This is a genomic window from Kushneria sp. Sum13, from assembly GCF_052692355.1.
On record NZ_CP199847.1, the window covers coordinates 1,116,254 to 1,136,863 of the forward strand.

Annotated in this window: 20 protein-coding genes and 6 tRNA genes; 14 read left to right on the plus strand and 12 right to left on the minus strand. The window is 58.1% G+C overall.

Features of this window, described 5'->3' with window-relative positions:
* Positions 1 to 82: 82 nt before the first annotated feature.
* Positions 83 to 1,234: a 4-phosphoerythronate dehydrogenase PdxB gene (gene pdxB, locus ACUN8C_RS05155; RefSeq protein ID WP_445621220.1), complete on the plus strand. Its 1,152-nt coding sequence runs from the start codon at positions 83 to 85 to the stop codon at positions 1,232 to 1,234.
* A gap of 89 nt (positions 1,235 to 1,323) precedes the next feature.
* Here the strand turns inward: pdxB and ACUN8C_RS05160 are convergent, their stop codons facing one another.
* From ACUN8C_RS05160 to ACUN8C_RS05190, 7 genes are all read right to left on the minus strand, one after another.
* Positions 1,324 to 2,484: an MFS transporter gene (locus ACUN8C_RS05160; RefSeq protein ID WP_445621221.1), complete on the minus strand. Its 1,161-nt coding sequence runs from the start codon at positions 2,482 to 2,484 to the stop codon at positions 1,324 to 1,326.
* Complete coding sequence (locus ACUN8C_RS05165) at positions 2,481 to 3,047, minus strand: TetR/AcrR family transcriptional regulator (protein ID WP_445621222.1); 567 nt, start codon at positions 3,045 to 3,047, stop codon at positions 2,481 to 2,483. Before ACUN8C_RS05165 ends, ACUN8C_RS05160 begins: the two co-directional genes overlap by 4 nt.
* A 211-nt stretch (positions 3,048 to 3,258) precedes the next feature.
* On the minus strand, positions 3,259 to 4,161 hold the full coding sequence (gene htpX / locus ACUN8C_RS05170) for a protease HtpX (RefSeq protein WP_445621223.1): 903 nt from the start codon (positions 4,159 to 4,161) through the stop codon (positions 3,259 to 3,261).
* A 129-nt stretch (positions 4,162 to 4,290) separates the two neighbouring features.
* On the minus strand, positions 4,291 to 5,511 hold the full coding sequence (locus ACUN8C_RS05175) for a pyridoxal phosphate-dependent aminotransferase (protein WP_445621224.1): 1,221 nt from the start codon (positions 5,509 to 5,511) through the stop codon (positions 4,291 to 4,293).
* A 166-nt stretch (positions 5,512 to 5,677) separates the two neighbouring features.
* Positions 5,678 to 6,616 (minus strand): ribosome biogenesis GTPase YlqF, encoded by a 939-nt coding sequence (gene ylqF, locus ACUN8C_RS05180; protein WP_445621225.1) that lies wholly within the window; start codon positions 6,614 to 6,616, stop codon positions 5,678 to 5,680.
* A gap of 110 nt (positions 6,617 to 6,726) precedes the next feature.
* Positions 6,727 to 7,125: a peptide-methionine (R)-S-oxide reductase MsrB gene (msrB, locus tag ACUN8C_RS05185; RefSeq protein WP_445621226.1), complete on the minus strand. Its 399-nt coding sequence runs from the start codon at positions 7,123 to 7,125 to the stop codon at positions 6,727 to 6,729.
* 161 nt (positions 7,126 to 7,286) lie between these two features.
* On the minus strand, positions 7,287 to 8,822 hold the full coding sequence (locus tag ACUN8C_RS05190) for a gamma-glutamyltransferase family protein (protein WP_445621829.1): 1,536 nt from the start codon (positions 8,820 to 8,822) through the stop codon (positions 7,287 to 7,289).
* A 406-nt stretch (positions 8,823 to 9,228) separates the two neighbouring features.
* On the opposite strand from ACUN8C_RS05190, the gene ACUN8C_RS05195 reads away from it, so the two are divergent.
* The 11 genes from ACUN8C_RS05195 (at position 9,229) to ACUN8C_RS05245 (ending at position 14,056) form a co-directional block, all read left to right on the plus strand.
* Positions 9,229 to 9,304: transfer RNA gene (locus ACUN8C_RS05195), tRNA-Glu, on the plus strand.
* A 21-nt stretch (positions 9,305 to 9,325) separates the two neighbouring features.
* A tRNA-Gly gene (locus ACUN8C_RS05200) sits at positions 9,326 to 9,400 on the plus strand.
* Positions 9,401 to 9,479: 79 nt separating this feature from the next.
* A tRNA-Glu gene (locus tag ACUN8C_RS05205) sits at positions 9,480 to 9,555 on the plus strand.
* 13 nt (positions 9,556 to 9,568) lie between these two features.
* Positions 9,569 to 9,643 (plus strand) — tRNA-Gly (locus ACUN8C_RS05210).
* 154 nt (positions 9,644 to 9,797) lie between these two features.
* Positions 9,798 to 9,873 (plus strand) — tRNA-Glu (locus tag ACUN8C_RS05215).
* 315 nt (positions 9,874 to 10,188) lie between these two features.
* Complete coding sequence (locus ACUN8C_RS05220) at positions 10,189 to 11,142, plus strand: ABC transporter ATP-binding protein (protein WP_445621830.1); 954 nt, start codon at positions 10,189 to 10,191, stop codon at positions 11,140 to 11,142.
* Positions 11,142 to 11,915, plus strand: coding sequence for an ABC transporter permease (locus tag ACUN8C_RS05225; RefSeq protein ID WP_445621227.1), 774 nt, complete (start codon positions 11,142 to 11,144; stop codon positions 11,913 to 11,915). Before ACUN8C_RS05220 ends, ACUN8C_RS05225 begins: the two co-directional genes overlap by 1 nt.
* Before the next feature lie 2 nt (positions 11,916 to 11,917).
* The gene (gene queF / locus ACUN8C_RS05230; RefSeq protein ID WP_445621228.1) at positions 11,918 to 12,742 is read left to right on the plus strand and encodes an NADPH-dependent 7-cyano-7-deazaguanine reductase QueF; all 825 of its coding nucleotides are present in this window, start codon (positions 11,918 to 11,920) and stop codon (positions 12,740 to 12,742) included.
* A 14-nt stretch (positions 12,743 to 12,756) separates the two neighbouring features.
* Positions 12,757 to 13,317 (plus strand): nitroreductase family protein, encoded by a 561-nt coding sequence (locus ACUN8C_RS05235; RefSeq protein ID WP_445621229.1) that lies wholly within the window; start codon positions 12,757 to 12,759, stop codon positions 13,315 to 13,317.
* Positions 13,318 to 13,390: 73 nt separating this feature from the next.
* Positions 13,391 to 13,478, plus strand: a tRNA-Ser gene (locus ACUN8C_RS05240).
* A gap of 281 nt (positions 13,479 to 13,759) precedes the next feature.
* Positions 13,760 to 14,056: a hypothetical protein gene (locus ACUN8C_RS05245; protein WP_445621230.1), complete on the plus strand. Its 297-nt coding sequence runs from the start codon at positions 13,760 to 13,762 to the stop codon at positions 14,054 to 14,056.
* Positions 14,057 to 14,656: 600 nt separating this feature from the next.
* On the opposite strand, the gene ACUN8C_RS05250 is transcribed toward ACUN8C_RS05245, so the two are convergent.
* On the minus strand, positions 14,657 to 15,928 hold the full coding sequence (locus ACUN8C_RS05250; protein WP_445621231.1) for an acyltransferase family protein: 1,272 nt from the start codon (positions 15,926 to 15,928) through the stop codon (positions 14,657 to 14,659).
* A gap of 356 nt (positions 15,929 to 16,284) precedes the next feature.
* Between ACUN8C_RS05250 and gnd the strand changes: the two genes are divergently transcribed.
* Entirely contained in the window at positions 16,285 to 17,280 is a 996-nt protein-coding gene (gnd, locus tag ACUN8C_RS05255; RefSeq protein WP_445621232.1) for a phosphogluconate dehydrogenase (NAD(+)-dependent, decarboxylating), read from the plus strand.
* 99 nt (positions 17,281 to 17,379) lie between these two features.
* Positions 17,380 to 18,561: an NAD(P)/FAD-dependent oxidoreductase gene (locus tag ACUN8C_RS05260; protein WP_445621233.1), complete on the plus strand. Its 1,182-nt coding sequence runs from the start codon at positions 17,380 to 17,382 to the stop codon at positions 18,559 to 18,561.
* Between the two features lie 52 nt (positions 18,562 to 18,613).
* Here ACUN8C_RS05260 and ACUN8C_RS05265 read toward each other — a convergent pair whose 3' ends face one another.
* The 4 genes from ACUN8C_RS05265 to ACUN8C_RS05280 all read right to left on the minus strand — a co-directional run bounded on the left by ACUN8C_RS05265 (position 18,614) and on the right by ACUN8C_RS05280 (position 20,594).
* The gene (locus ACUN8C_RS05265; RefSeq protein WP_445621234.1) at positions 18,614 to 18,895 is read right to left on the minus strand and encodes a YqjK family protein; all 282 of its coding nucleotides are present in this window, start codon (positions 18,893 to 18,895) and stop codon (positions 18,614 to 18,616) included.
* Entirely contained in the window at positions 18,882 to 19,307 is a 426-nt protein-coding gene (locus ACUN8C_RS05270; RefSeq protein ID WP_108843337.1) for a phage holin family protein, read from the minus strand. Before ACUN8C_RS05270 ends, ACUN8C_RS05265 begins: the two co-directional genes overlap by 14 nt.
* On the minus strand, positions 19,307 to 19,633 hold the full coding sequence (locus tag ACUN8C_RS05275) for a DUF883 family protein (protein ID WP_086901261.1): 327 nt from the start codon (positions 19,631 to 19,633) through the stop codon (positions 19,307 to 19,309). Before ACUN8C_RS05275 ends, ACUN8C_RS05270 begins: the two co-directional genes overlap by 1 nt.
* Before the next feature lie 94 nt (positions 19,634 to 19,727).
* Positions 19,728 to 20,594, minus strand: a complete 867-nt coding sequence (locus tag ACUN8C_RS05280) for a phospholipase A (RefSeq protein WP_445621235.1) — start codon at positions 20,592 to 20,594, stop codon at positions 19,728 to 19,730.
* Between the last annotated feature and the right edge of the window lie 16 nt (positions 20,595 to 20,610).

Consider the following 20,610-nt stretch of genomic DNA (forward strand, 5'->3'; position numbering starts at 1 on the left):
TTTCGACAAAGCAGAGCACACCGGCAGTCGTTTGTTACTCGGTGTGTCATTCATTCACGGCAGTGCAGGTATCGATTGAATCATGCGTATTGTGGCAGATGAGAACATTCCACTGGCCGAGGCCTTTTTCGCAGATCACGGCGAACTGGTGCGCCTTCCCGGTCGTGAGATGACCCGTGAGCAGGTACGTGATGCCGATATCCTGCTGGTGCGCTCGGTCACTCGCGTCAATGCCGAGCTGCTGACAGGCTCGCGCGTCAGGTTTGTGGGCACGGCGACCATTGGGCGTGATCACGTGGATCAGGACTGGCTGGCTGAGCAGGGCATTGGCTTTGCCAGCGCCCCGGGCTGCAACGCTGATTCGGTCGGCGACTATGTGATCTCGACGCTGCTGCTGTTCGGTGAGCAGGACGGCGTGGCGCTGACGGATCGCGTGGTCGGGGTCGTGGGCGCCGGCAACGTTGGCGGAAGACTGGTCGAGCGGCTTCGAGCGCTGGGCATCCGTTGCCTGATCTGTGATCCACCGCGCGCCGCGCAGGAGAGCAGTGAGGACTTTGTCAGTCTTGAAGCGCTGATCGAGCAGGCTGATGTCGTTTCCGTGCATACGCCGCTGATACAGGGCGGAGACCATCCCACGCACCATCTTTTGTCCGAGTCGCATATCGAGGCACTGCGCACCGACCAGATCCTGATCAGTGCCGGGCGCGGTGACTGTGTGGATGGCCGAGCGCTGAGTGCGCGTCTTGAGCGCGATCCTGATCTGCGCGTGGTGCTGGATGTGTGGGAAAACGAGCCTGACATTGATGAGGTGCTGTATCGCCAGGCTGCCATTGCTACGCCGCACATTGCCGGTTACAGCCTGGATGGCAAGCTGAGGGGCACCGAGATGCTGTACCAGGCCATGAGCCGGTATTTCGGCCTGCCGCTACGCAAGCAGCTGGGACAGCTCAAACCCGAGAACTGGCTGCGCCGTATTGCCATCTCTCGTCGGGCGCCCCCGCAGGAAGCGCTGCTGCTGTGTACGCGCACCTGCTATGACGTGCGCCGCGATACGCTGCTGTTTGAGCGCTATCGACGTCAGTACGGCATGGCAAAGGGCTTTGATCTGATGCGCCGCGAATATCCCACGCGCCGTGAGTTCTCGACGCTGCGCGTGGAGCTCAAGCACAGTGCCGGCGCCGTGCGAGAGGTGCTGGAAAGCGCAGGCTTTGCCATCCGTGCGCCGCGAAAGTAACGTTTTGGCTCAGCAAACTCTGACCTGCGCCCTGTGTCGGCCGAAACGCCCGGGCAATGCCGTCGAGGCGTCGCCCGGGTTGGCAGGCATTATGGGTATCGATGCAGCAGCCAGAGGCCCAGAGCACTGACGCCAAGGCTTAAGGCTGCAAACATCGTGAAGGTGGCCGTGTAACCCTGAGACCCTACAAGCCAGCCGGCCAGCGGTGAGCCAATCACCTGACCGATCGAGGTGGCCAGCAGCGGAGGAATGGGGCCAAGGGAAGGGGTGTCCAGCATGATCTGCGTGCCCCTGACGAGATAGAAGCCGGTCAGGGTCATGTAGCCGGCGCCGAACAGGGCCGCGGAAAGCAGGGCCAGGGAGAAATTGCTCGGGTCCAGCGCCAGCAGGCCAAGCGCCACGGCAATGACCACAAGACCGGCCGCATGCGTCATGACAGCCCCAAAGCGGGCGATGAGATCGCCGACGCTGCCGCCGGCCAGTCCACCCAGGCCAACGGCAAGCCACATCCATGCTGCCTGACTGGACGCCATGCCACCGCCGGTCATGACAGCATCGGGCGCAAAGACCCAGTAGGCGGCACTGGCCATCCCCATCAGGGCTGCCAGCCCACTCAGACGTGCAATACTCAACCACTGCTCTCGTGCCACGGATGACAGCACTGCCCGCCGCTGTGGCAGCTCGACGTCTCGCGCCTCTCCCGGCAGGTAGTACAGCGCCCCCAGAGCGCCAAGGGCGGCCAGCGCAGCGAAGCCGATATAGGCGCTGCGCCAGGCTTCGGCCCAGATCAAAACGGCCGGCATGGCAAAGGCAATGCCCACGCTGGTGCCCGCATTGGTAATGGCATTGACCCGGCCTCTCAGGCTGGCGGGGACGATTCGATAGACGGCTTCGGCCATGACCGGTGAGGAGAGTCCGGTACTGATCCCGCAGGTCAGCACGCCGGCTGCCAACACCGATGAGGAGGGCGCCAGCGCAATCATGACCAGTCCGGCCGTGGCCAGAACTGTCGCGGCCACTGCGGTGCGTCTCACCCCCAGAAAGCGTGTGATGCCGGGCGCTGCCACAATGGCGATGACAAAACTCATAAAGGGCAGGGCGCCGATCACCCCCGCCATGGTAGGCAGGATGGTCATCTCATCGCGTATGGCTGGCAGGAAAAGCCCGAAGACGAAGCGCGCCAGACCATACGTAATGGCGATGATGCCGCTGCCGAGAATGGCCATGCCGACCGAGGTCAGGGGCCTCATGATCCCTCCCTCATCGCCGCTTCGAGCAAAAGCTCGATCATCTCTCGCGTATCGGCCAGTGCGGTGGCCACACCCAGCAGCGCCACCGTGGTGTTACTGCCTTCAAGCACCGTGAACAGTCGTCTTGCAAGACCCGGGCAGTGTGCCAGTCCATCACGGACCACTGCTGCCTCGATGCGCTGTAAAAGATCATTCTTGGCACCGACGGCGAGTGCATGAATGGCCGCGCTGTGTTCGGCGAATTCTCCCATGGCCTTGAGCATGATGCAGCCATGCTGGCTGTAGGCGTTTAGCCATTGGCCATGTGCCTCGGCCAGTGCGCTTGTCGCATGACCTTTAGGAGCGCTGGCCACGGCGACATCAAGGCTTTTGATAAAGCGCTGGTGGCGCGCGTCCAGCACCGCAAGGATCAACGCTTCCTTGGAGCTGAAGTGATTGTAGAGGGTCATGCGGACCACGCAGGCCGCTGACACGATGCGATCGATCCCGGTGGCGTGAAATCCCTGCTCATGAAAAAGCTGTTCGGCAGTAGCCAGCAAATGGTCACGTTTGGAAGCAGGCATGGGCGATACCTCCTATATAGATCGATCTATATAAATAGAAGGCGCGTTTTCTGTCAAAGCGTTACTCGCGGACATCGACCAAAGAGATTTAATGCCCCGTGACAGGGTGGTGATACGACGAGCGGGACGATGCAAACGTCACGAAATAACCATAAAAAAGCCCGCCAGAAGGCGGGCCTTTTTGTGTCAGCTGCAGCGTATGACCTGGCGGTTACTGCTGGTAGGCCGCCTTTTTCAAAGCCGCGATGCGATCGTCCAGCGGCGGATGGCTGGCAAAGAGCTTTTCCATGATCTTGCGGGTCTGACCGGTCGTGATGGCAAAGGCGGTCAGCGAATCCGGCATCTGATCGGGCATGTTCTGCTGCGCCTTGAGGCGTGCCAGAGCATTGATCATGGCGCCGCTGCCGGCCAGTCTTGCCCCGGCTTCATCGGCGCGGTACTCACGATAGCGCGAAAACCAGGCAACGATAATGGAGGCCACCAGTCCGAAGACGATCTCCAGCACCATCACCACTGCAAAATAGCCCATGAAGCCCAGGCCACCGCCCTCGTCATCACGGCGCAGGAAGCTGTCCAGCACCTGAGCGACGATGCGGGCAAAGAACATGACAAAGGTATTGAGCACACCCTGAATCAGCGACAGGGTCACCATGTCGCCGTTGGCCACGTGGCCGATTTCATGGCCCAGTACCGCGCGAACCTCTTCGGGGCGCATCTGATTGAGCAGGCCGGCCGAGACACACACCAGCGCGTCGTTCTTGTTCCAGCCGGTGGCAAAGGCGTTGGCCTGCTGAGCCGGAAAGATACCCACTTCAGGCATCTTGATGCCGGCATCGCGCGCAAGCTCGGCTACGGTGTCATAAAGCCACTGCTCGTTGGCATTGCTCGGGCGGTCAATGATCTGAGCCTTGGTGCTCATCTTTGCCATCTTCTTGGACAGCAGCAGTGACACCAGCGAACCGGCCATGCCGAAGACAAAACAGAAGATCAGCAGCGAGGTCAGGTTGAGCCCGCTGCCCGCAAGATAACTTTCCACGCCCAGCAGGCGCAGCGTAATGCTGGCCACCAGCACTACTGCCAGGTTGGTGGCAAGAAAGAGGACAATCCTCATCATGACCGGTGGTCTCCATTGGGTAATGCGTCGATCGGTAGTCCGTCGGGACCGCGATGGTCTCCAGCGACAGACTTTAGATAAGTGCTGTCGCCGGGAGTTTCAATCACACCTTAAGGATCGTTTAGGTGATCACGCCTGACGGCGCCGGGCGAGGAATCGCCCAAGGCGATCGATGGCGTCTTCAAGCTGCTCGGCCCAGGGCAGGGTCACGATGCGCAGGTGATCAGGGGTCGGCCAGTTAAACGCGGTGCCCTGAACCAGCAGCATCTTCTCTTCAAGCAGTAGATCAAGCACCAGCTGCTGGTCGTTTTTGACGTCATACATGGCCGGATCAAGCCGCGGGAACATGTAGAGGGCACCACGGGGTTTCACACAGCTGACGCCAGGGATCTCGTTGAGCTTTTCCCACGCCGCATCGCGCTGGGCCAGCAGACGCCCGCCCGGCAGGACCAGATCATTGATCGACTGATACCCGCCAAGAGCGGTCTGGATGGCGTGCTGTGCTGGCACATTGGCACAAAGACGCATGGAGGCGAGCATGTCCAGCCCCTGAATATAATCACGGGCATGGCGCTTTTCGCCGGAGACGATCATCCAGCCGGAGCGAAAACCGGCGCAGCGATAGCTCTTGGAAAGGCCGTTCATGGTGATGATCAAAAGATCGTCGGCCAGCGACGCCGTTGGGACATGCACGGCCCCGTCATAGAGGATCTTGTCGTAGATCTCATCGGAAAAGACGATCAGGCCGTGCTCGCGGGCGACCTGCAGCACGTTTTCAATCACCTGCCTTGAGTAGACCGCGCCGGTCGGGTTGTTCGGGTTGATCAGCACGATCGCCTTGGTGCGCGCCGTGACCTTTTGGCGAATATCCTCGATATCCGGCTCCCAGTCCTGCGCCTCGTCACACAGGTAATGCACGGCCTGGCCGCTGGCGAGATTGACCGCCGCCGTCCAGAGCGGATAGTCCGGGGCGGGCACCAGCACTTCATCACTGTCATCGAGCAGCGCCTGCATGGCCATCACGATCAGTTCGGAGACGCCGTTGCCGACATAGATGTCCTCGATGCCCACGCCTTCCACGCGGTTGCGCTGGCACTCCTGCATGATGGCCTTGCGGGCCGAATAAAGACCCTTTGAGTCACAATAGCCCTGCGCAGTCGGCAGGTTACGCATGACATCCTGCAGGATCTCTTCGGGGGCCTCGAAACCAAAGGGGGCCGGGTTACCGATATTGAGCTTCAGGATGCGATGCCCCTCATCCTCGAGCCGTTTGGCGTGCTCAAGTACCGGACCGCGAATGTCATAGGAGACGTGGTCGAGCTTGTGGGATTTTCTGATCGGCGTGGTCATGCTGCTCAATGGGTCCGCTGGAATGAAAGGGGACAGTCAACGGCCGGGCAAATGCTGTCCGGTGGATCTGCCATAACCAAAAAATGACAGACATCGTGGGATGGCTGTCATTTCAGCATACCGCGGCCTTTGCCCGTGATGCCATCGCTGTCTCACCGCATCGGAATCACTGCCCGGGTGGTGTGCCATCGTCGGGTGAGGCGTCCTCATCGAGAAAGGTTTCGCCACGATTGAAGCGTTCGCGTTCGGCACGCATGGCTTCAATGCCTGCCTCGTCGGGAATGTCGGCCGGTGTTTCAAGCGACATGGGCCCCAGTTTGCCACTGCGCAGATCCATCAGCAGGACTTCGGCCCCGCGGTGCATGTCGACTTCACCGCCAGCGCGCAGGCCGCCGCGACGAGTGGCAATCTCGCGCACGATGGATTCACCGGTGTCCCCCAGCGTGTCCAGCTTATAACGCTCCTTTAGTGCTTCGGGATAGCGTTCGGCCAGTGCCAGGGCGGCCACCGAGGCAACGTCGACATATTCCAGGGCGGTGTCGCGAATGGCGCCGCTGGCGGCCAGCCGGTAGGCACTGTTTTGATCTTCGATGCGCGGCCAGAGCACGCCGGGCGTGTCGGTCAGGGCAATGCGCTGACCGATTCGGATCTTCTGCTGTCGCTTGGTCACGGCCGGTTCGTTGCCCGTTTTGGCAATTTTCTTGCCGGCCAGCGTGTTGATCAGTGTGGATTTGCCCACGTTGGGAATGCCCATCACCATGACGCGCACATCACGATCTTCACGAATATGGCCCGCCAGTTCATGGCAGAGCCTGTAAAGCGGCTTGAGCTGACGCGTGTCGGTGGTGACCACGGCCATGGCCCGCACGTCGGGCAGGGCGTCAAAGTGCTCGATCCATTGACGGGTAATGGCGGGGTCGGCCAGGTCAGCGCGCGACAGCAGTTTCAGCGACGGCTTGTGGCGGATCAGGTCGGCCAGCATGGGGTTGGCGCTGGAGTAGGGCAGGCGCGCATCCAGTACTTCGATGACCACATCAATTTCGGGCAGGGCTTCGCTGATCTGGCGTCTGGCCTTGTTCATATGCCCCGGGTACCAGCCCAGCATATCTCTCTCCTGTTGCTCTGTAGTTTGGCGGGTACACTGCGCGCCCCGCGATGGTGGCCGCGCAGTGTACCCTGTCAGACGTCGATGCGCTCTACGTGTGAGGCAACGGGCTACTCGCCCTGATGAAAGGTCATGGCGACCGAGTTGATGCAGTAGCGAAGCCCTGTGGTGTCCCGCGGGCCATCCGGGAAAACGTGGCCCAGATGCGCATCACAGCGCCGGCAGGTGACTTCGATGCGGCGCATACCCATGGTGTCATCGGTATGCTCTTCCAGCGCAGCGTCAGCCAGCGGGCGATCAAAGCTTGGCCAGCCGCAGTGGGACTCGAACTTGTGCTCGTTTTCAAACAGCGGTGCGTTGCAGCAGATACAGTGATAGATGCCCTGAACGGGCTCGACCTGATAGTCACCGGTATAGGGGCGCTCGGTGCCCGCCTGACGGGTCACGCGATATTGCTCATCGGTGAGCTGTTCGCGCCACTCGCTGTCGCTTTTTTGTACCTTCTCCATGACGTTCTCCTCGGTCCCTGTTCATGCACATCAGTCATGCCAGCCGGACGGCTGTTCGGACAGGCCGGCATCCTAACAGGATAGAACGGTGCACGCCTGTTGGCGCCCTGTCGTGATACAGGCTGCCTCGTTTCGCGTGACACCGGGTCACTGGAAGCGACCTACAGGCTTGCGGCGCCGCCGTCACTGCGCGGGTCGTGCGCGCTTTCGATCAGACCGTCAGGGTGGTGCACGATGGCGCCGGCATGTCCCATGGTGTCCGTAAAGGTTTCTGGCAGCACTTCCACGTCGTGGCCGGCCTTTCGGAGTTCATCCACCAGGGGCGTGTAGACCCGCGATTCCAGCTTCAGGTTGGTACTGTTTTCTCCCCAGGTGCGTCCCAGCAGCCATCGCGGGGCCGCAATCGCCTGTTGCAGCGGCATGCCGTGCATGGCGTAGCGAGAGTAAATGGCGGCCTGGGTCTGCGGCTGGCCTTCACCACCCATGGTGCCATAGACCATGGTGCGCCCGTCCTTGAAGCGGGCCAGTGCCGGGTTGAGGGTATGAAATGGCTTGCGCCCGGGGGCCAGGCTTCGCAGGTTGCTGGGGGCAAGCGAGAAGCTGATGCCGCGGTTCTGCCACAGCACACCGCTTTCAGGCAGCACCATACCGCTGCCAAACTCCCAGTAAAGACTTTGAATAAAGCTGACGGCGCGTCCTTCGCTGTCTACCGTGCCCATCCAGATGGTATCTCCCGGTTCAGGGGCGTGCGGCCAGGCCATGGCCTTTTGCGGATCGATGGCCGCTGCTTCGCGATCCAGACGTTCACTATCAAGCAGCGTCTGGAGATCCATCGTCATGCGTCCGGGGTCGGTGATATAGCGATCGCGCAGCAAAAAGGCGCGCTTGGTGGATTCGATCAGGCCATGCAGGTGTGCGAAACCTTCACCGCTTTCAACATTGAGCCGATCATAAAGCGCCAGAATCATTAAGGAAGCCATGCCCTGGGTGGGCGCGGGCAGGTTATAGAGTGTGGCGTCCTTTAGCGCGACCTCAAGGGGCGCTACGACCTGCGCCTGATAGTCATGAAAGTCCTGAAGACGCAGGGGGCTGCCCAGCGCTTCGAGATCCTTCGCCATGCTTCTCGCCAGTTCGCCGCGGTAGAAGTCATCAAGCCCTGCACTGGCCAGACGACGCAGCGTGGCAGCAAGACGGGGCTGTCGCAGGCGCTGTCCTTCACGAGGAATGTCGCCGTCAATCAAAAAGGATTCATTGAAGCCCGGGCTTTGTGACAGACGCTCAATATGCTGGCGTGTTAGCGCTTCCTGACTTCTGGATACAGCGATGCCCTGTTCGCCGTAGCGAATGGCGTCCCCCAGAATGGTGCTCAGGGGCAGGGGAGTGCCCCATTGCGCACCAATATCGAGCGCCTTCTGCCAGCCGCTGACCGTGCCTGCCATGGTCAGGGCGGAGGTCGGACCGCGTTCGGGAATGGTTGAATGACCGGCGTAGAACTCCCTCGTGGCCAGTTGCGCCGCGCTGCCGCAGGCATCAATGGCCACTGGCGCCTTGCCAGGCTCATGGATCAGCCAGAAGCCATCGCCGCCCAGTGCATTCATGTGGGGGTAGGCCACTGCAATGGCGGCCGCTGCTGCCACCATGGCTTCTATCGCATTGCCGCCCTGTTTGAGTACATCGCGCCCGGCACTGGCCGCCAGATGATGCGGCGCTACACAGCTGCCGCCGCCGTAGCTTCGCTGTGTATTAAAGGCGGCATCAGGCTGAAAGGCCGTGGTGGCCGGATCGCTAGGAGTCTCCCGTGGCCGAGCTTGGGCTATAGGCGGTAGCCCCAGGGTAAGGCCGGCCGTCGTGGATAACGCTGTTGCGCTTAAAAATCTGCGGCGTGTCAATGACATCAGGCACCCGTGATTGATGAAGGAATATCACTGAGTGCAAGAATCGCGCCATATGTCATTCTGACAGGGCCGTGGCTCGCTCGGATTATGGCCTGGCGCCTCAAAGGCAGCAGAATCAAAAAATTGACGTCGATTGACTGTCACATGCTTGACACGATTTCGGTCCATGGGTAATATGCGCGCCACTCGGTGAGGCGAACCGGACTACGTCCCATTCGTCTAGTGGTCCAGGACACCGCCCTTTCACGGCGGTAACAGGGGTTCGAACCCCCTATGGGACGCCACTCGCTTCATTGATGACCGGTGCGGGAATAGCTCAGTGGTAGAGCATCGCCTTGCCAAGGCGAGGGTCGGGAGTTCGAATCTCCTTTCCCGCTCCAATTTTGGTAGCGCAAGTCAGGCAGTATGGGTCGTAAGCTGGAACGCCAGCCCGGTCGATCTCCTTACCCGCTACAATGCGTCCCATTCGTCTAGTGGTCCAGGACACCGCCCTTTCACGGCGGTAACAGGGGTTCGAACCCCCTATGGGACGCCACTTCTTGTTTGATGCGGGAATAGCTCAGTGGTAGAGCATCGCCTTGCCAAGGCGAGGGTCGGGAGTTCGAATCTCCTTTCCCGCTCCAATTCGGTAGCGCAAGTCAGGCAGTATGGGTCGTGAGCTGGAACGCCAGCCCGGTCGATCTCCTTTCCCGCTCCAGTTTTAATAGACAGAACCAGATGAACCGAATCGTTGCCTTAAAGTCAGGGCCGATCGGTTTCTTTTGCTTGCGTCAATACGTCCCATTCGTCTAGTGGTCCAGGACACCGCCCTTTCACGGCGGTAACAGGGGTTCGAACCCCCTATGGGACGCCACTTCTGCAGGCCTCTGCATTTCCATTCGGTCGATCATGTCGCCCTTGCCTGCGGTTTCAGGGCAATGCCGGTCATCTGTTTTTTTATGGCTGATCAGTGCCGTGCGTCGCGTGTTCGACTATCATGACTGCCTGGTATTACGCATCTCTTTAAGCGCCGCTGAATGGCGTTTCGATAAATAATGCTTTCATTTCAACGCCCCCGTGTCGGGCGTCCCCCTGTCGCCGCCTTTTTCTGCTCTGCCCTGCAGGGTGAAGTGGCTCACCCTCGAGTGCGCACGTTCGCGGCGATGTTTTTGAGCTTCATGGAGTTCTGATTGTGCCTGCTGCCCTCTCCATAAGAGGCCTGACCAAGGTCTACGACAATAGTTTTCACGCCCTCAAGGGCATCGATCTGGAAGTCCCCGAGGGCGATTTCTTTGCGCTGCTTGGCCCCAATGGGGCCGGCAAATCCACCACGCTTGGTGTGGTCAGCTCGCTGGTCCGCAAGACAGCCGGCGAGGTGTCGATTTACGGTATTGATGTTGATCGTGATTTTGCCCGTGCTCGCTACCATCTGGGCGTCGTACCTCAGGAGTTCAACTTCAACCAGTTTGAAAAGGTTGAAGACATCATGCTGACTCAGGCCGGCTACTACGGCATTCCACGTCGTCAGGCCGAGGAGCGCGCCCACCAGCTGCTGGAAGATCTCGGCCTCTGGGACAAGCGTCATGACGCCGCGCGCATGCTTTCCGGCGGCATGAAGCGACGCCTGATGATTGCGCGCGCCCTGATTCACCGTCCAAGACTTCTGATTCTTGATGAGCCCACGGCCGGCGTGGATATCGAACTGCGCCGTAGCATGTGGGAATACATGAAGCGCATCAACGAGCAGGAAGGCACCACCATCATCCTCACCACGCACTATCTGGAGGAGGCGGAAAGCCTGTGTCGCAATATTGCCATCATCAATCACGGCGAAATTGTGCATAACACCAGCATGCGCGAGCTTCTGGGCCAGCTCAGTCGCGAGACCTTCGTGCTGGACCTGGCCTCGCCGGTCACGCACTCCCCGGTCATTGAAGGCTTTGATGTGGAACGGCTGGATGACTCTCAGCTGGCGCTGTCGGTCGACAAGGGACAGCGTATCAACGACGCCTTTGCACGGCTGAGTGAACAAAATATCGAGGTGATATCAATGCGCAATCGGGCCAACCGGCTCGAGGAGCTTTTTGTGCGCATGGTAGAAGGCAGCAATGACACGAAAGGGCAGCAGGGAGGCATTCGCTGATGAACACTCGACAGATGATGGTGGCGCTCTGGACCATCGTGCGCAGCGAAATTCGCCGCTTCATGCGTATCTGGCCGCAGACGCTGCTGCCGCCTTCCATCACGATGACGATGTATTTCATCATCTTCGGCAACCTGATCGGTGCCCGTATCGGGAAGATGGATGGCGTGGATTACATGGACTATATCGTGCCCGGCCTGATCATGATGTCGGTCATCACCAACAGCTACTCCAATGTGGCGTCCTCATTTTTTGGCAGCAAGTTTCAGCGCAGCGTGGAGGAGATGATTATCTCGCCCATGCCCAACTGGCTAGTGCTGTCAGGATTTGTCATCGGCGGCTCGGCACGCGGGCTGGCGGTGGGCATTATCGTGACCTCCGTATCGCTCTTTTTCACCGACCTGCAGATTCATCATCCGTTTTTGACCATTCTGGTCGTGATCATGACCGCGATCCTCTTTTCGATCGGGGGCTTTATCAATGCGCTGCTGGGCAAGAAGTTTGATGACATCTCGATCGTGCCCATTTTTGTGCTGACGCCTCTGACCTATCTGGGTGGCGTGTTCTATTCGATTCATACGCTACCGGAGTTCTGGCAGAACGTTTCGCTGATCAATCCGATTCTGTATATGGTCAATACTTTCCGATACGGTATCCTTGGCGTTTCCGATATCAATGTTGGCGCAGCTGTCGGAGCCATCGCGGTGTTTATCGTGATTTTCTTCTCCGCGGCCATGTGGCTGCTGCGCCGTGGCAAGGGGCTGCGTAGCTGATCATGAGCGACGACCTGAAGGATGCACCACTGGGACAGACCAGTGCCTACATCACCGAGTACGACCCGTCACTGCTTTATCCCATCGCGCGCAGTGTCAACCGGGCGTCGCTGGATCTCGACGAGGATGATCTTCCCTTTGAAGGGGAGGATGAATGGCAGGCCTTTGAACTGTCCTGGCTGACGCCGACCGGCAAGCCGGTAGTGGCCATCGCACGCTTTCGCGTGCCGGCCAGCTCGACGCATTTGATCGAGTCCAAGTCCTGGAAGCTCTATCTCAACAGCTTCAACCAGACCCGGTTTGCCTCTTCTGTCGAGGTGCGCCGGGTGCTCAGGCAGGATCTGTCACGCGTGGTGGATGCCGAGGTGGAGGTCACGCTGTTTGGCGTGGATGACATGGCACTGGCCCCCGGGCGCCTGCCCGGTCTCTGTCTGGATGATCTTGAGGTCGAGGTGGATACCTATCAGCCCGACCCCGAGCTGATCATCACCGACAACGAAATTGTTGAAGAGACCGTGCACTCGCACCTGCTGAAGTCCAACTGCCCGGTCACGGGTCAGCCTGACTGGGGCAGCGTACTGATTCGCTATCGAGGCCCGGCGCTGGATCATCATGCCCTGCTGGCCTACATCATCTCCTTTCGCGAGCATCAGGAGTTTCACGAGCACTGCGTCGAGCGCATGTTCATGGACATTCTGCGTGAGGCCGAGCCGGATCAGTTGCTGGTCATGGCGCGTTATGTGCGTCGGGGCGGGCTGGACATCAGCCCATGGCGGGCGCTGCCGGGTGAGACACCCATCAAGACACTGCGCCTGATGCGCCAGTAGGGCAGGAGAGCATTATGGACGCCATGGCACTACTGCTGGACCGTGAGTCGCACGGCAAGCTGGAAGGACCGGCCCCCACGGCCGAGCAGATGGAACTGATCTATCGCGCCGCCCTGCGCGCACCGGATCACGGTGAGCTGCGTCCGTGGCGATTTATCGAGTACACCGATGCCGGGCGTGAGGCTCTTGGGGCAATGTTTGCACGCGCCGAGCAGGCCGATAACCCGGAAGTCAGTGATAAAACGCTTGAGAAGGCGGGCAGCAAACCCTTGCGTGCACCTGTAGTGATTGCTGTCATCGCGGCGGTAAAGCCGGACCACAAGGTGCCGCGTATCGAGCAGGTCATCTCGGCCGGCTGTGCGGCCCACGCCATGCTTTACGCAGCGCATGCCCAGGGGCTTGGCGCCATGTGGCGTACCGGCGGTTTTGCGCACCATCACAGTGTGCATCAGGCAATGGGGCTTGAGCGTGAGGACGAACTCGTGGGCTTTCTTTATCTGGGACATTGCGCCCGGGGAGACCGGGTGCCAAAAACGCTCGACCCTTGTGATTTTGTCGAGCGTATCAAGGCTTAAGGCTTGCAATTATCGGGTCGCCATGTCAGGATGTGCGCCGTTCTCGCAGACAAGTCTGCGCGGATGACAATGCGGAGAGGTGTCCGAGTGGTCGAAGGAGCACGCCTGGAAAGTGTGTAAGCCGCAAGGCTTCGAGGGTTCGAATCCCTCCCTCTCCGCCACGCATTCAGAATCAGCCGGCTCTTGTAGCCGGCTTTTTCATGTACAAAAAATGGTATGAGGCCACAAACGCTGTCTGGCTCATGCTGAAGGGCAGGGCGCCCGGGCCGGCAGGCTTTCGATACGATTGCTTCAAAACATCAAAGGGGAACCAGGCCAATGCCTGGTTCCCCTTTGATGTTTTTGGTAGATAGTCACTCGACATCGATGATGCAGAAAATCGACCTGTCCGGCAGCGCGTTTTCGGTCCACCCTTGAGGCAGCAAACCACTCAGGAGAGGCCATGCGCTATTTTTTCAATTACCAGTACCTTCCAAAGGGTGCCGAGCAGCCGATAGATACCGGTGACGCCGTTCAGATTACTGATGAACAGACTGCCAAGCCGCCGACCCTGCCGGCCGTGGGCGATCACGTGCGCATCAACCACGTTGGTGTAGAGGAAAAGAGCTTTGCCGGTCGGGTGAAAAGCCGCCTGTTCGAATACCATGTGAGTGATGAGCAATCGGATCTTCATCGCTGCATGATCAATATCGTCGTGGAAGAGACCGACGAAGATTGGGGAAAGCTGATCAAGGAATAGAGAAAGAGCAGGGCTTAAGGGCGCTCAGCGATTCACTGGTCGCCTTGTCATGAGTTGATGTCTGCTTCGTTTCTCGCGCGACAGCAATTGACGTCGACCACCAGTCGCCCGCGAACCCTGCCGGACAGAAGGCCATCAGCGGCGCCGATAGTCTCTGCAAGGCTGATTTCCCTGATGGCAGTTCCCGGCATGTCGATATTGAGATCGACAGAGATGGCTTGCAGGGAAATATTTTGAAAAAGACCTGGATGGTAACGCTTTGTGTCATCTTGACGTGTATCAAATATAGCTAAAGCAAATGCTGGATACTGCCAATGGGCAGGATGCCTGGACGGTCACGGAAAACCTTCTGCACAGGGATGTGCCTGTTTTTGAACCGGTTTACACAGAGCTTGAGGCGGGGCTTTTTCGATTTACTCCAGCCATAAAAAAAGGCCGGTTGCGAGGGTGCGTGACCGGCCTGAAAATATCGTCGTGGTTATTCACCCGCAACGTTGATCTATTGTTACACAAATCATGTCTTTTGGTAACAAAATTTTAGTTAAGAAAGCGTGCTCTCTCGTTCATGGGTGACTTTCATATTGTCACGGCGTGCCAATATCAGGCATGGCCATGATAAAGATCATGGCGCGCACGCTTTTGCCTGTTCAAAAGCCTTTCCTGAATGGCCATGCGCATTCGATTCACCAGCTGCTCCTGAAAGAGCACGCACACCACCACAACGCCTGCCAGAAAAAACGGGTACATCCAGAGTTCCCGCGTTTGCTCGCCTGCCAGCTGGATCAATGACGATAAGGAAACGGGCGCCTGGGTAGTGAACATCTCAATGGAGGCCTGTGCCAGTTTTTCAATTTTCGAAGAGACCATGTTAAGCGGCGTATGCAGGGCGAAAATGGACAACGAGGCTACACCCAGACGTGCTGCCAGTCTTGCCTGCGCCGTATTGCTGTTGGGTTGAAACCAGGCACACATCAATACCAGCAGCAGCTGGGAAGGCAGCAGCAGGCCGTTATGCAGCAGGTAATACCAGCTGCCTCGAACTTCAGCATGAATCCAGGCGCTGAATGCAAAGCATCCCAGGATAAAGCCGATACAGGCAAGCGTGCCGCGTACGCTGAAAAGCGTCGCCATCAGCAACTTGTGGCGCAAATAAACCTGATGCAGGACGACGCCGGCAAGAAATTCCGGCAGGCGGAAAAGAGGGTTACGGTGCATAAGACCGTGCGCAACGACGTTGTCATTGGTGCCCGTCAAAAACATATATAGCGCTGGCAGGGCATAGATGAGGCCAATGGCAACGAGAGCCAGCAGGGGGCGATGAATGCGTGCCAGCGCAGGGCCGATAAAGGGAAATATCAGATAAAAGAAGAACAGGGCCGATAGTGACCAGGTCGCAAAATTAAAGGTGGTGTAAAAGGGGCTCCAGGCATGCAGCAGGCTGAGGTGCAGTAAAAGGTTGCTCAGGAAGCCGCTTGTCCCCAGCGCGTGAGAGGCCATGCTGCCGCCTTCCGCCCAGTCGTTGGTATTGGGGGTGACCGTAATCTGGGTAATGCCGCCTGCATTGATGACCACCAGTGGCAGCACGATGATCAGGGCAAGAATATGGATGGGGTAAAGTGAGGCAAAACGCTTGATCCAGAAACGCTTGTAATCAAGATGGCGCCCCTGATCCCTGCCGATATACACATGGGCCAGCAGAAACCCGGAAAGGATAAAGAAGGTGCTTGTGGAGTAAAAGCCCAGACTCATGCTGCTGTATATCCACTGTACTGCCTTGATATCGCCATACTCCTTGAGGGTATGGAAAAGCACCAGGTAAATCGCCAGTGCAAAGCGCAACCAGTCCAGAGCAACAAACTTTTCCCGGTGCATGGTATTCCCACTCCCTGTTGGACTTGTAGTGACAGGCATGTCTGCTATATGTTACTTAATGATTTTTTAAGTTACTATTCGTAATGTTGATGGCTTTACGGTAATGGATAGACTGCCTTAAATAAATGCCGGCTCTGTGCCATGTTGCGCGCCCGCATGGGGGCCTTAAGGCTCGTGTAAAAGCCAGAGCACATCGGCATAGCTGAGAAGAGCAATATAGTTTTTAGCTATCAACTTGCGGCAGGTATAAGCCGGTGGCAAGAGGCAGAAAACCGACTCCTTTGTTAAACTCCTGATCACGATATTGACGTTGTTGGGCTTGGCGGCCTGACTGGCAACGAGACGGGAGCGCGATAGTGAAACTAGGAATTGTTGGTCTTGGCAGAATGGGCGGCAATATTACGCGTCGCCTGATGGACGCCGGTCACGAATGCGCCGTGTTCGATACCAGTGATGAGGCAAGAGAAGCGCTTAAAAAGGATGGCGCCGACAGTGCAGATTCCCTGAAGGCTTTGGTGGAAAGGCTCCCTGCACCGCGCAATATCTGGCTGATGCTGCCGGCAGGCGAGATTACCGAGTCCACCATCAGCAAGCTGTCGGAGCTGCTTGAACCGGGCGATACCCTGATCGAGGGCGGTAATGCCTTTTTCAAGGACGATGTCCGTCGCGCTCGCGAGCTTGCCGAGAAGGATCTGCATTATGTTGATGTCGGCGTTTCCGGCGGCGTATGGGGCCGTGAACGTGGCTATTGCCTGATGATTGGTGGCGAGAAGGACATTGTCGAGCGTCTGGACCCCATTTTCGCCACGCTTGCGCCCGGCTCCGGCGATATCGAAAAGACCCCCGGTCGTGAAGGTGAGCGTTTTGATGGCCGCGCCGAACAGGGATATCTGCACTGCGGTCCGGTAGGTTCCGGCCACTTCGTCAAAATGGTTCATAACGGCATCGAGTACGGCATGATGCAGGCCTATGCCGAAGGGTTTGATATTCTCAAGAATCGTAATCTTGAGACGCTTCCCGAAGGTGAGCGCTATGATCTTGATCTGGCAGACATCTCTGAGCTGTGGCGCCGTGGCAGTGTGATCTCTTCCTGGCTGCTGGATCTTACCTCAATCGCCCTGTCCGAAGATCATGATCTTGAGCAGTACAGCGGACAGGTCAACGATTCGGGCGAAGGGCGCTGGACGATCGAGGCGGCCATTGAAGAGGCCGTACCTGCCAACGTATTGACCAGTGCGCTCTTTACGCGTTTTCGTTCGCGCAGTGATAATACCTACGGTGAAAAACTGCTGTCCGCCATGCGTCAGCAGTTTGGCGGGCATGTGGAAACGCCCATGTCACCCACCGAATAAGCCTTTAACGTATTAAATGAACAGGGGCCGCTTTTGCGGCCCCTTTCTCTTTTGCCCGAAACAAGCCCACAGGGCATCCGATGGAGAGATGAAAAGCGAATGAGTCACTGGGATGTAGTGATCATTGGTGCCGGTGCCGCAGGCATGATGTGCGCCCTGCAGGCCGGCTATCGCGGCAGGAGTGTTCTACTGCTGGATCACGTCAAGCGCCCCGGCAAGAAGATCCTGATGTCGGGTGGCGGGCGATGCAACTTCACCAATATGGCAACGGCCCCTGGCCATTTTTTCTCGAATAATCCGCACTTCACCATTTCTGCTCTCAAACGCTATACGCCTGGCGATTTCGTGGAAATGGTTGAACGTCATGGTATCGAACCGATCGAAAAGGCACCGGGACAGCTTTTTTGTGCCGATTCCAGTCAGCCGATCGTGGACATGCTGTTAACCGAATGTCAGTGGGCCGGCGTAGAGCTCAGGCTGTCGACGTCGATCGAGTGCGTGGATGTGCGGGACGAAGGCGTTGTGCTGTCGACCTCAAGTGGACAGGTACTGGCAGACAAGCTGGTCATCGCGACCGGTGGGCTTTCGATTCCAACCCTGGGGGCGACCGGATTTGCCTATGATATCGCTCGTCAGTATGGGTTGGAGATCATTGCACCTCGCCCGGCACTGGTGCCTTTGACACTGGATATGCCATGGAAGGAGCGCATGTCGGCGCTGTCAGGCGTTTCTGCACCGACCATTGTACGATGCGGGGAAGGACGCTATCGCGATGCCACGCTGCTGACACATCGCGGCCTTTCAGGACCGGCCATATTGCAGGCATCGAGTCACTGGCAGGGCGGTCAGGATGTTCACATCAACTGGCTGCCTGATATTGATGATTTAACGGCCACACTCAAGGGCGTGCGTCAGGATGTGCCAAGGAAAACGCCGGGTGGCTGGCTGGGAGAGCATCTGCCCAAAAGGCTGGCACAGGCGATGGAAGAGTGGCTGGGGCTTTCCGGTAGCATGGCAGACTACAGCAATCAGAAGCTTGAAACGCTTGCACGACAGATCTCGGATTTCACGATCAAACCGGCCGGTACGGAAGGGTGGCGTACGGCAGAGGTCACCATTGGCGGCATCGACACCCGCGGCATTTCTTCAAAGAGTTTTGCTGTTCAGGACAGGCCGCGACTGCATTTCATCGGGGAAGCGCTTGATGTGACGGGTCAGCTGGGCGGGTTCAACTTTCAGTGGGCCTGGGCTTCGGGGTATGCCTGTGCGCAGGCACTTTAGTGCCTGCAGTACCTGCGCTCAGGAAAAGGCTGCTGTGACGTCATGAGTATGACTAGCGTCCGATCATCTTTTTGGCACGGCGCGCCATCGTATAGACAACGATGGAGCGCTTGAACAGCCGGCCGACTCGGCCCTTGTTGCGTGACAGCATGGTCACCAGAAGGCCCGAGCCCAGAAGGATCGGGCCCTTGTAACGAGAAATCTGCTGCCATCCATGATCGATCGGGGCAGTCGCTTCATTCCAGTCACGTACGGCGCTTGTGATCTGAAGGCGCTCCTGCATGATGCGCTGTTCAAAGCGATGGCGCCGAGCAGCCAGTTCAGCTTTCTTCATGGCGTTCTCCCACACGGGTGTGGTCGATTCGCGTCTGATCCAGCAGTTCCTTGTCTTCGCTAAAGCGCGCAAGCGTTGAACGCAAAAGACTTGGTTCACGCGAAATGGAGCGCACACGCAGCGCCACCAGAAGACCCGAGACGATCAGTACGCCGGCAGCGATGCCAATGGCCAGCAGGCGATGATCCTGCCAGAAGGCCACGATGATCAAAAGCATCAACATGCCGATGCCGAAGGCAAACAGCATCAGGGCAATGCCCGAGAGCAACAGCAGCGAAAAGAGCCTTGCGCGTTCTTCCTGAAGCTCGATAACAGCGAGACGCAAGCGCGTCTCGCCGGTATCCAGAAGATTTCGTAGAAGACGTCGCGCGGCCAGGATAACGCGTTCGGCAGGGCCGCTACCGGAAGACATCAGCTGCGACCGAGGATCAGGCCTACCACGACACCCAGCGCCGCACCGTAGCCGACACTTTTCCAGGGATTGCTGCGCACGTATTGATCAGCACATTCCATGCTGTCCTGTGCCTGATGACGAACGCGCTCACCGCTGGCTGACAGACGCTGACGGGTTTCTACAAGCTTGGCTTCTGCGCGTTCACGAAGACGAGCCACGTTTTCACGGGAGTCGTCGGCAGTCGCATGCATCAACTCCTCGATCGTGCTGGAGAGCTGACGCAGATCCTCGCGCAGCTGCTCCTGGCTTTCGTGTTCATTACCCCTGATAGGCTTCATGGCCATGCGATGTCCCTCCGTTGACAATAAAATTGCCTACTCATCATAGCAGCCTGGGCGGCGGCATCAATGTAAAGACATCGCAGGTTAAACAATGGCCTTAAATGGTGTCCGGAATGCCCAGAAATGACGTGTTGAGCGAAAAGCCCAGCCCGATGCGGCGATTGTAGTGGTCATAGTCGATCAAGCTTTCCCCATAGCCTTCGTAATACTGTACGAAGCCGCGAATCTTGCCATGCAGTGGGAAGGAATAATCGATTTGATTGCCGTAATTGCCTTTGCCCGGATTGCCACGGAAAAGCCATGCAATTTCGTGCTGATTGCTGAAGAGATAGCTTGTCGTGATATCGGCATAGCCCACGTAATTTTCGATGTCCGGGTTGTCATCGTCATTTTCGGATTCGGGTACACGCCAGAAAGGCGCCACAGACAAGGTCCAGTCACCCGTTTGCCAGATGCTGTCGACATAGATACGGTTCCAGCTGCGTGACAGCGGGTCGGAACGGCCGTTGGACTGATGCACAAAACCCACACGATTGGCCGTATTGGTCCAGCCGCCCAGCACGGTGCTGTTGTCGAAACTCATGAAGAGTTCCGGTTCATAATTGGTTTCGCGAAAGGGCGAGGAGGCATCGCCATTAAAGGCCTGCCACCAGGAGCGCTGCGTGTAGGCAAAATACAGATCGCCGTTATCGCCGAAGACGTCATCGAGCAGGCCGACCTTGACGCTGAACTGAAACTTGACTTCGCCGCGATCGATATCGCTGTCTTCTGTGATTTCCCTGAACGCCCTTTCATTGGGACGCGTGTTGTAGGTATAGGGCATCAGATAGTTACGCTTGTAGACCGTAATGGCTACCGGGTTGAGCGTTGCCTGACGCTCAAGCGCTTCCCTGTCCCGATCCCGCTGCATGGCAAGGGTATTGGTATCGTTTTCTGCGGCACCGGCCAGCCCGCTGCCTGTCATGAGCCCCAGTAGAAGG

Excerpts from the sequence above, each read along its gene's own strand:
- htpX (WP_445621223.1), bottom strand. The coding sequence starts at position 4,161 with ATGATGAGGATTGTCCTCTTTCTTGCCACCAACCTGGCAGTAGTGCTG.
- ACUN8C_RS05235 (WP_445621229.1), top strand. The coding sequence starts at position 12,757 with ATGGACGCCATGGCACTACTGCTGGACCGTGAGTCGCACGGCAAGCTG.
- ACUN8C_RS05175 (WP_445621224.1), bottom strand. The coding sequence starts at position 5,511 with ATGACCACGCCGATCAGAAAATCCCACAAGCTCGACCACGTCTCCTAT.
- ACUN8C_RS05245 (WP_445621230.1), top strand. The coding sequence starts at position 13,760 with ATGCGCTATTTTTTCAATTACCAGTACCTTCCAAAGGGTGCCGAGCAG.
- ACUN8C_RS05280 (WP_445621235.1), bottom strand. The coding sequence starts at position 20,594 with ATGACAGGCAGCGGGCTGGCCGGTGCCGCAGAAAACGATACCAATACC.
- ACUN8C_RS05270 (WP_108843337.1), bottom strand. The coding sequence starts at position 19,307 with ATGTCTTCCGGTAGCGGCCCTGCCGAACGCGTTATCCTGGCCGCGCGA.
- ACUN8C_RS05160 (WP_445621221.1), bottom strand. The coding sequence starts at position 2,484 with ATGAGGCCCCTGACCTCGGTCGGCATGGCCATTCTCGGCAGCGGCATC.
- ylqF (WP_445621225.1), bottom strand. The coding sequence starts at position 6,616 with ATGCTGGGCTGGTACCCGGGGCATATGAACAAGGCCAGACGCCAGATC.
- ACUN8C_RS05250 (WP_445621231.1), bottom strand. The coding sequence starts at position 15,928 with ATGCACCGGGAAAAGTTTGTTGCTCTGGACTGGTTGCGCTTTGCACTG.
- ACUN8C_RS05225 (WP_445621227.1), top strand. The coding sequence starts at position 11,142 with ATGAACACTCGACAGATGATGGTGGCGCTCTGGACCATCGTGCGCAGC.
- pdxB (WP_445621220.1), top strand. The coding sequence starts at position 83 with ATGCGTATTGTGGCAGATGAGAACATTCCACTGGCCGAGGCCTTTTTC.
- ACUN8C_RS05260 (WP_445621233.1), top strand. The coding sequence starts at position 17,380 with ATGAGTCACTGGGATGTAGTGATCATTGGTGCCGGTGCCGCAGGCATG.
- ACUN8C_RS05165 (WP_445621222.1), bottom strand. The coding sequence starts at position 3,047 with ATGCCTGCTTCCAAACGTGACCATTTGCTGGCTACTGCCGAACAGCTT.
- ACUN8C_RS05265 (WP_445621234.1), bottom strand. The coding sequence starts at position 18,895 with ATGAAGAAAGCTGAACTGGCTGCTCGGCGCCATCGCTTTGAACAGCGC.
- ACUN8C_RS05275 (WP_086901261.1), bottom strand. The coding sequence starts at position 19,633 with ATGGCCATGAAGCCTATCAGGGGTAATGAACACGAAAGCCAGGAGCAG.
- queF (WP_445621228.1), top strand. The coding sequence starts at position 11,918 with ATGAGCGACGACCTGAAGGATGCACCACTGGGACAGACCAGTGCCTAC.
- msrB (WP_445621226.1), bottom strand. The coding sequence starts at position 7,125 with ATGGAGAAGGTACAAAAAAGCGACAGCGAGTGGCGCGAACAGCTCACC.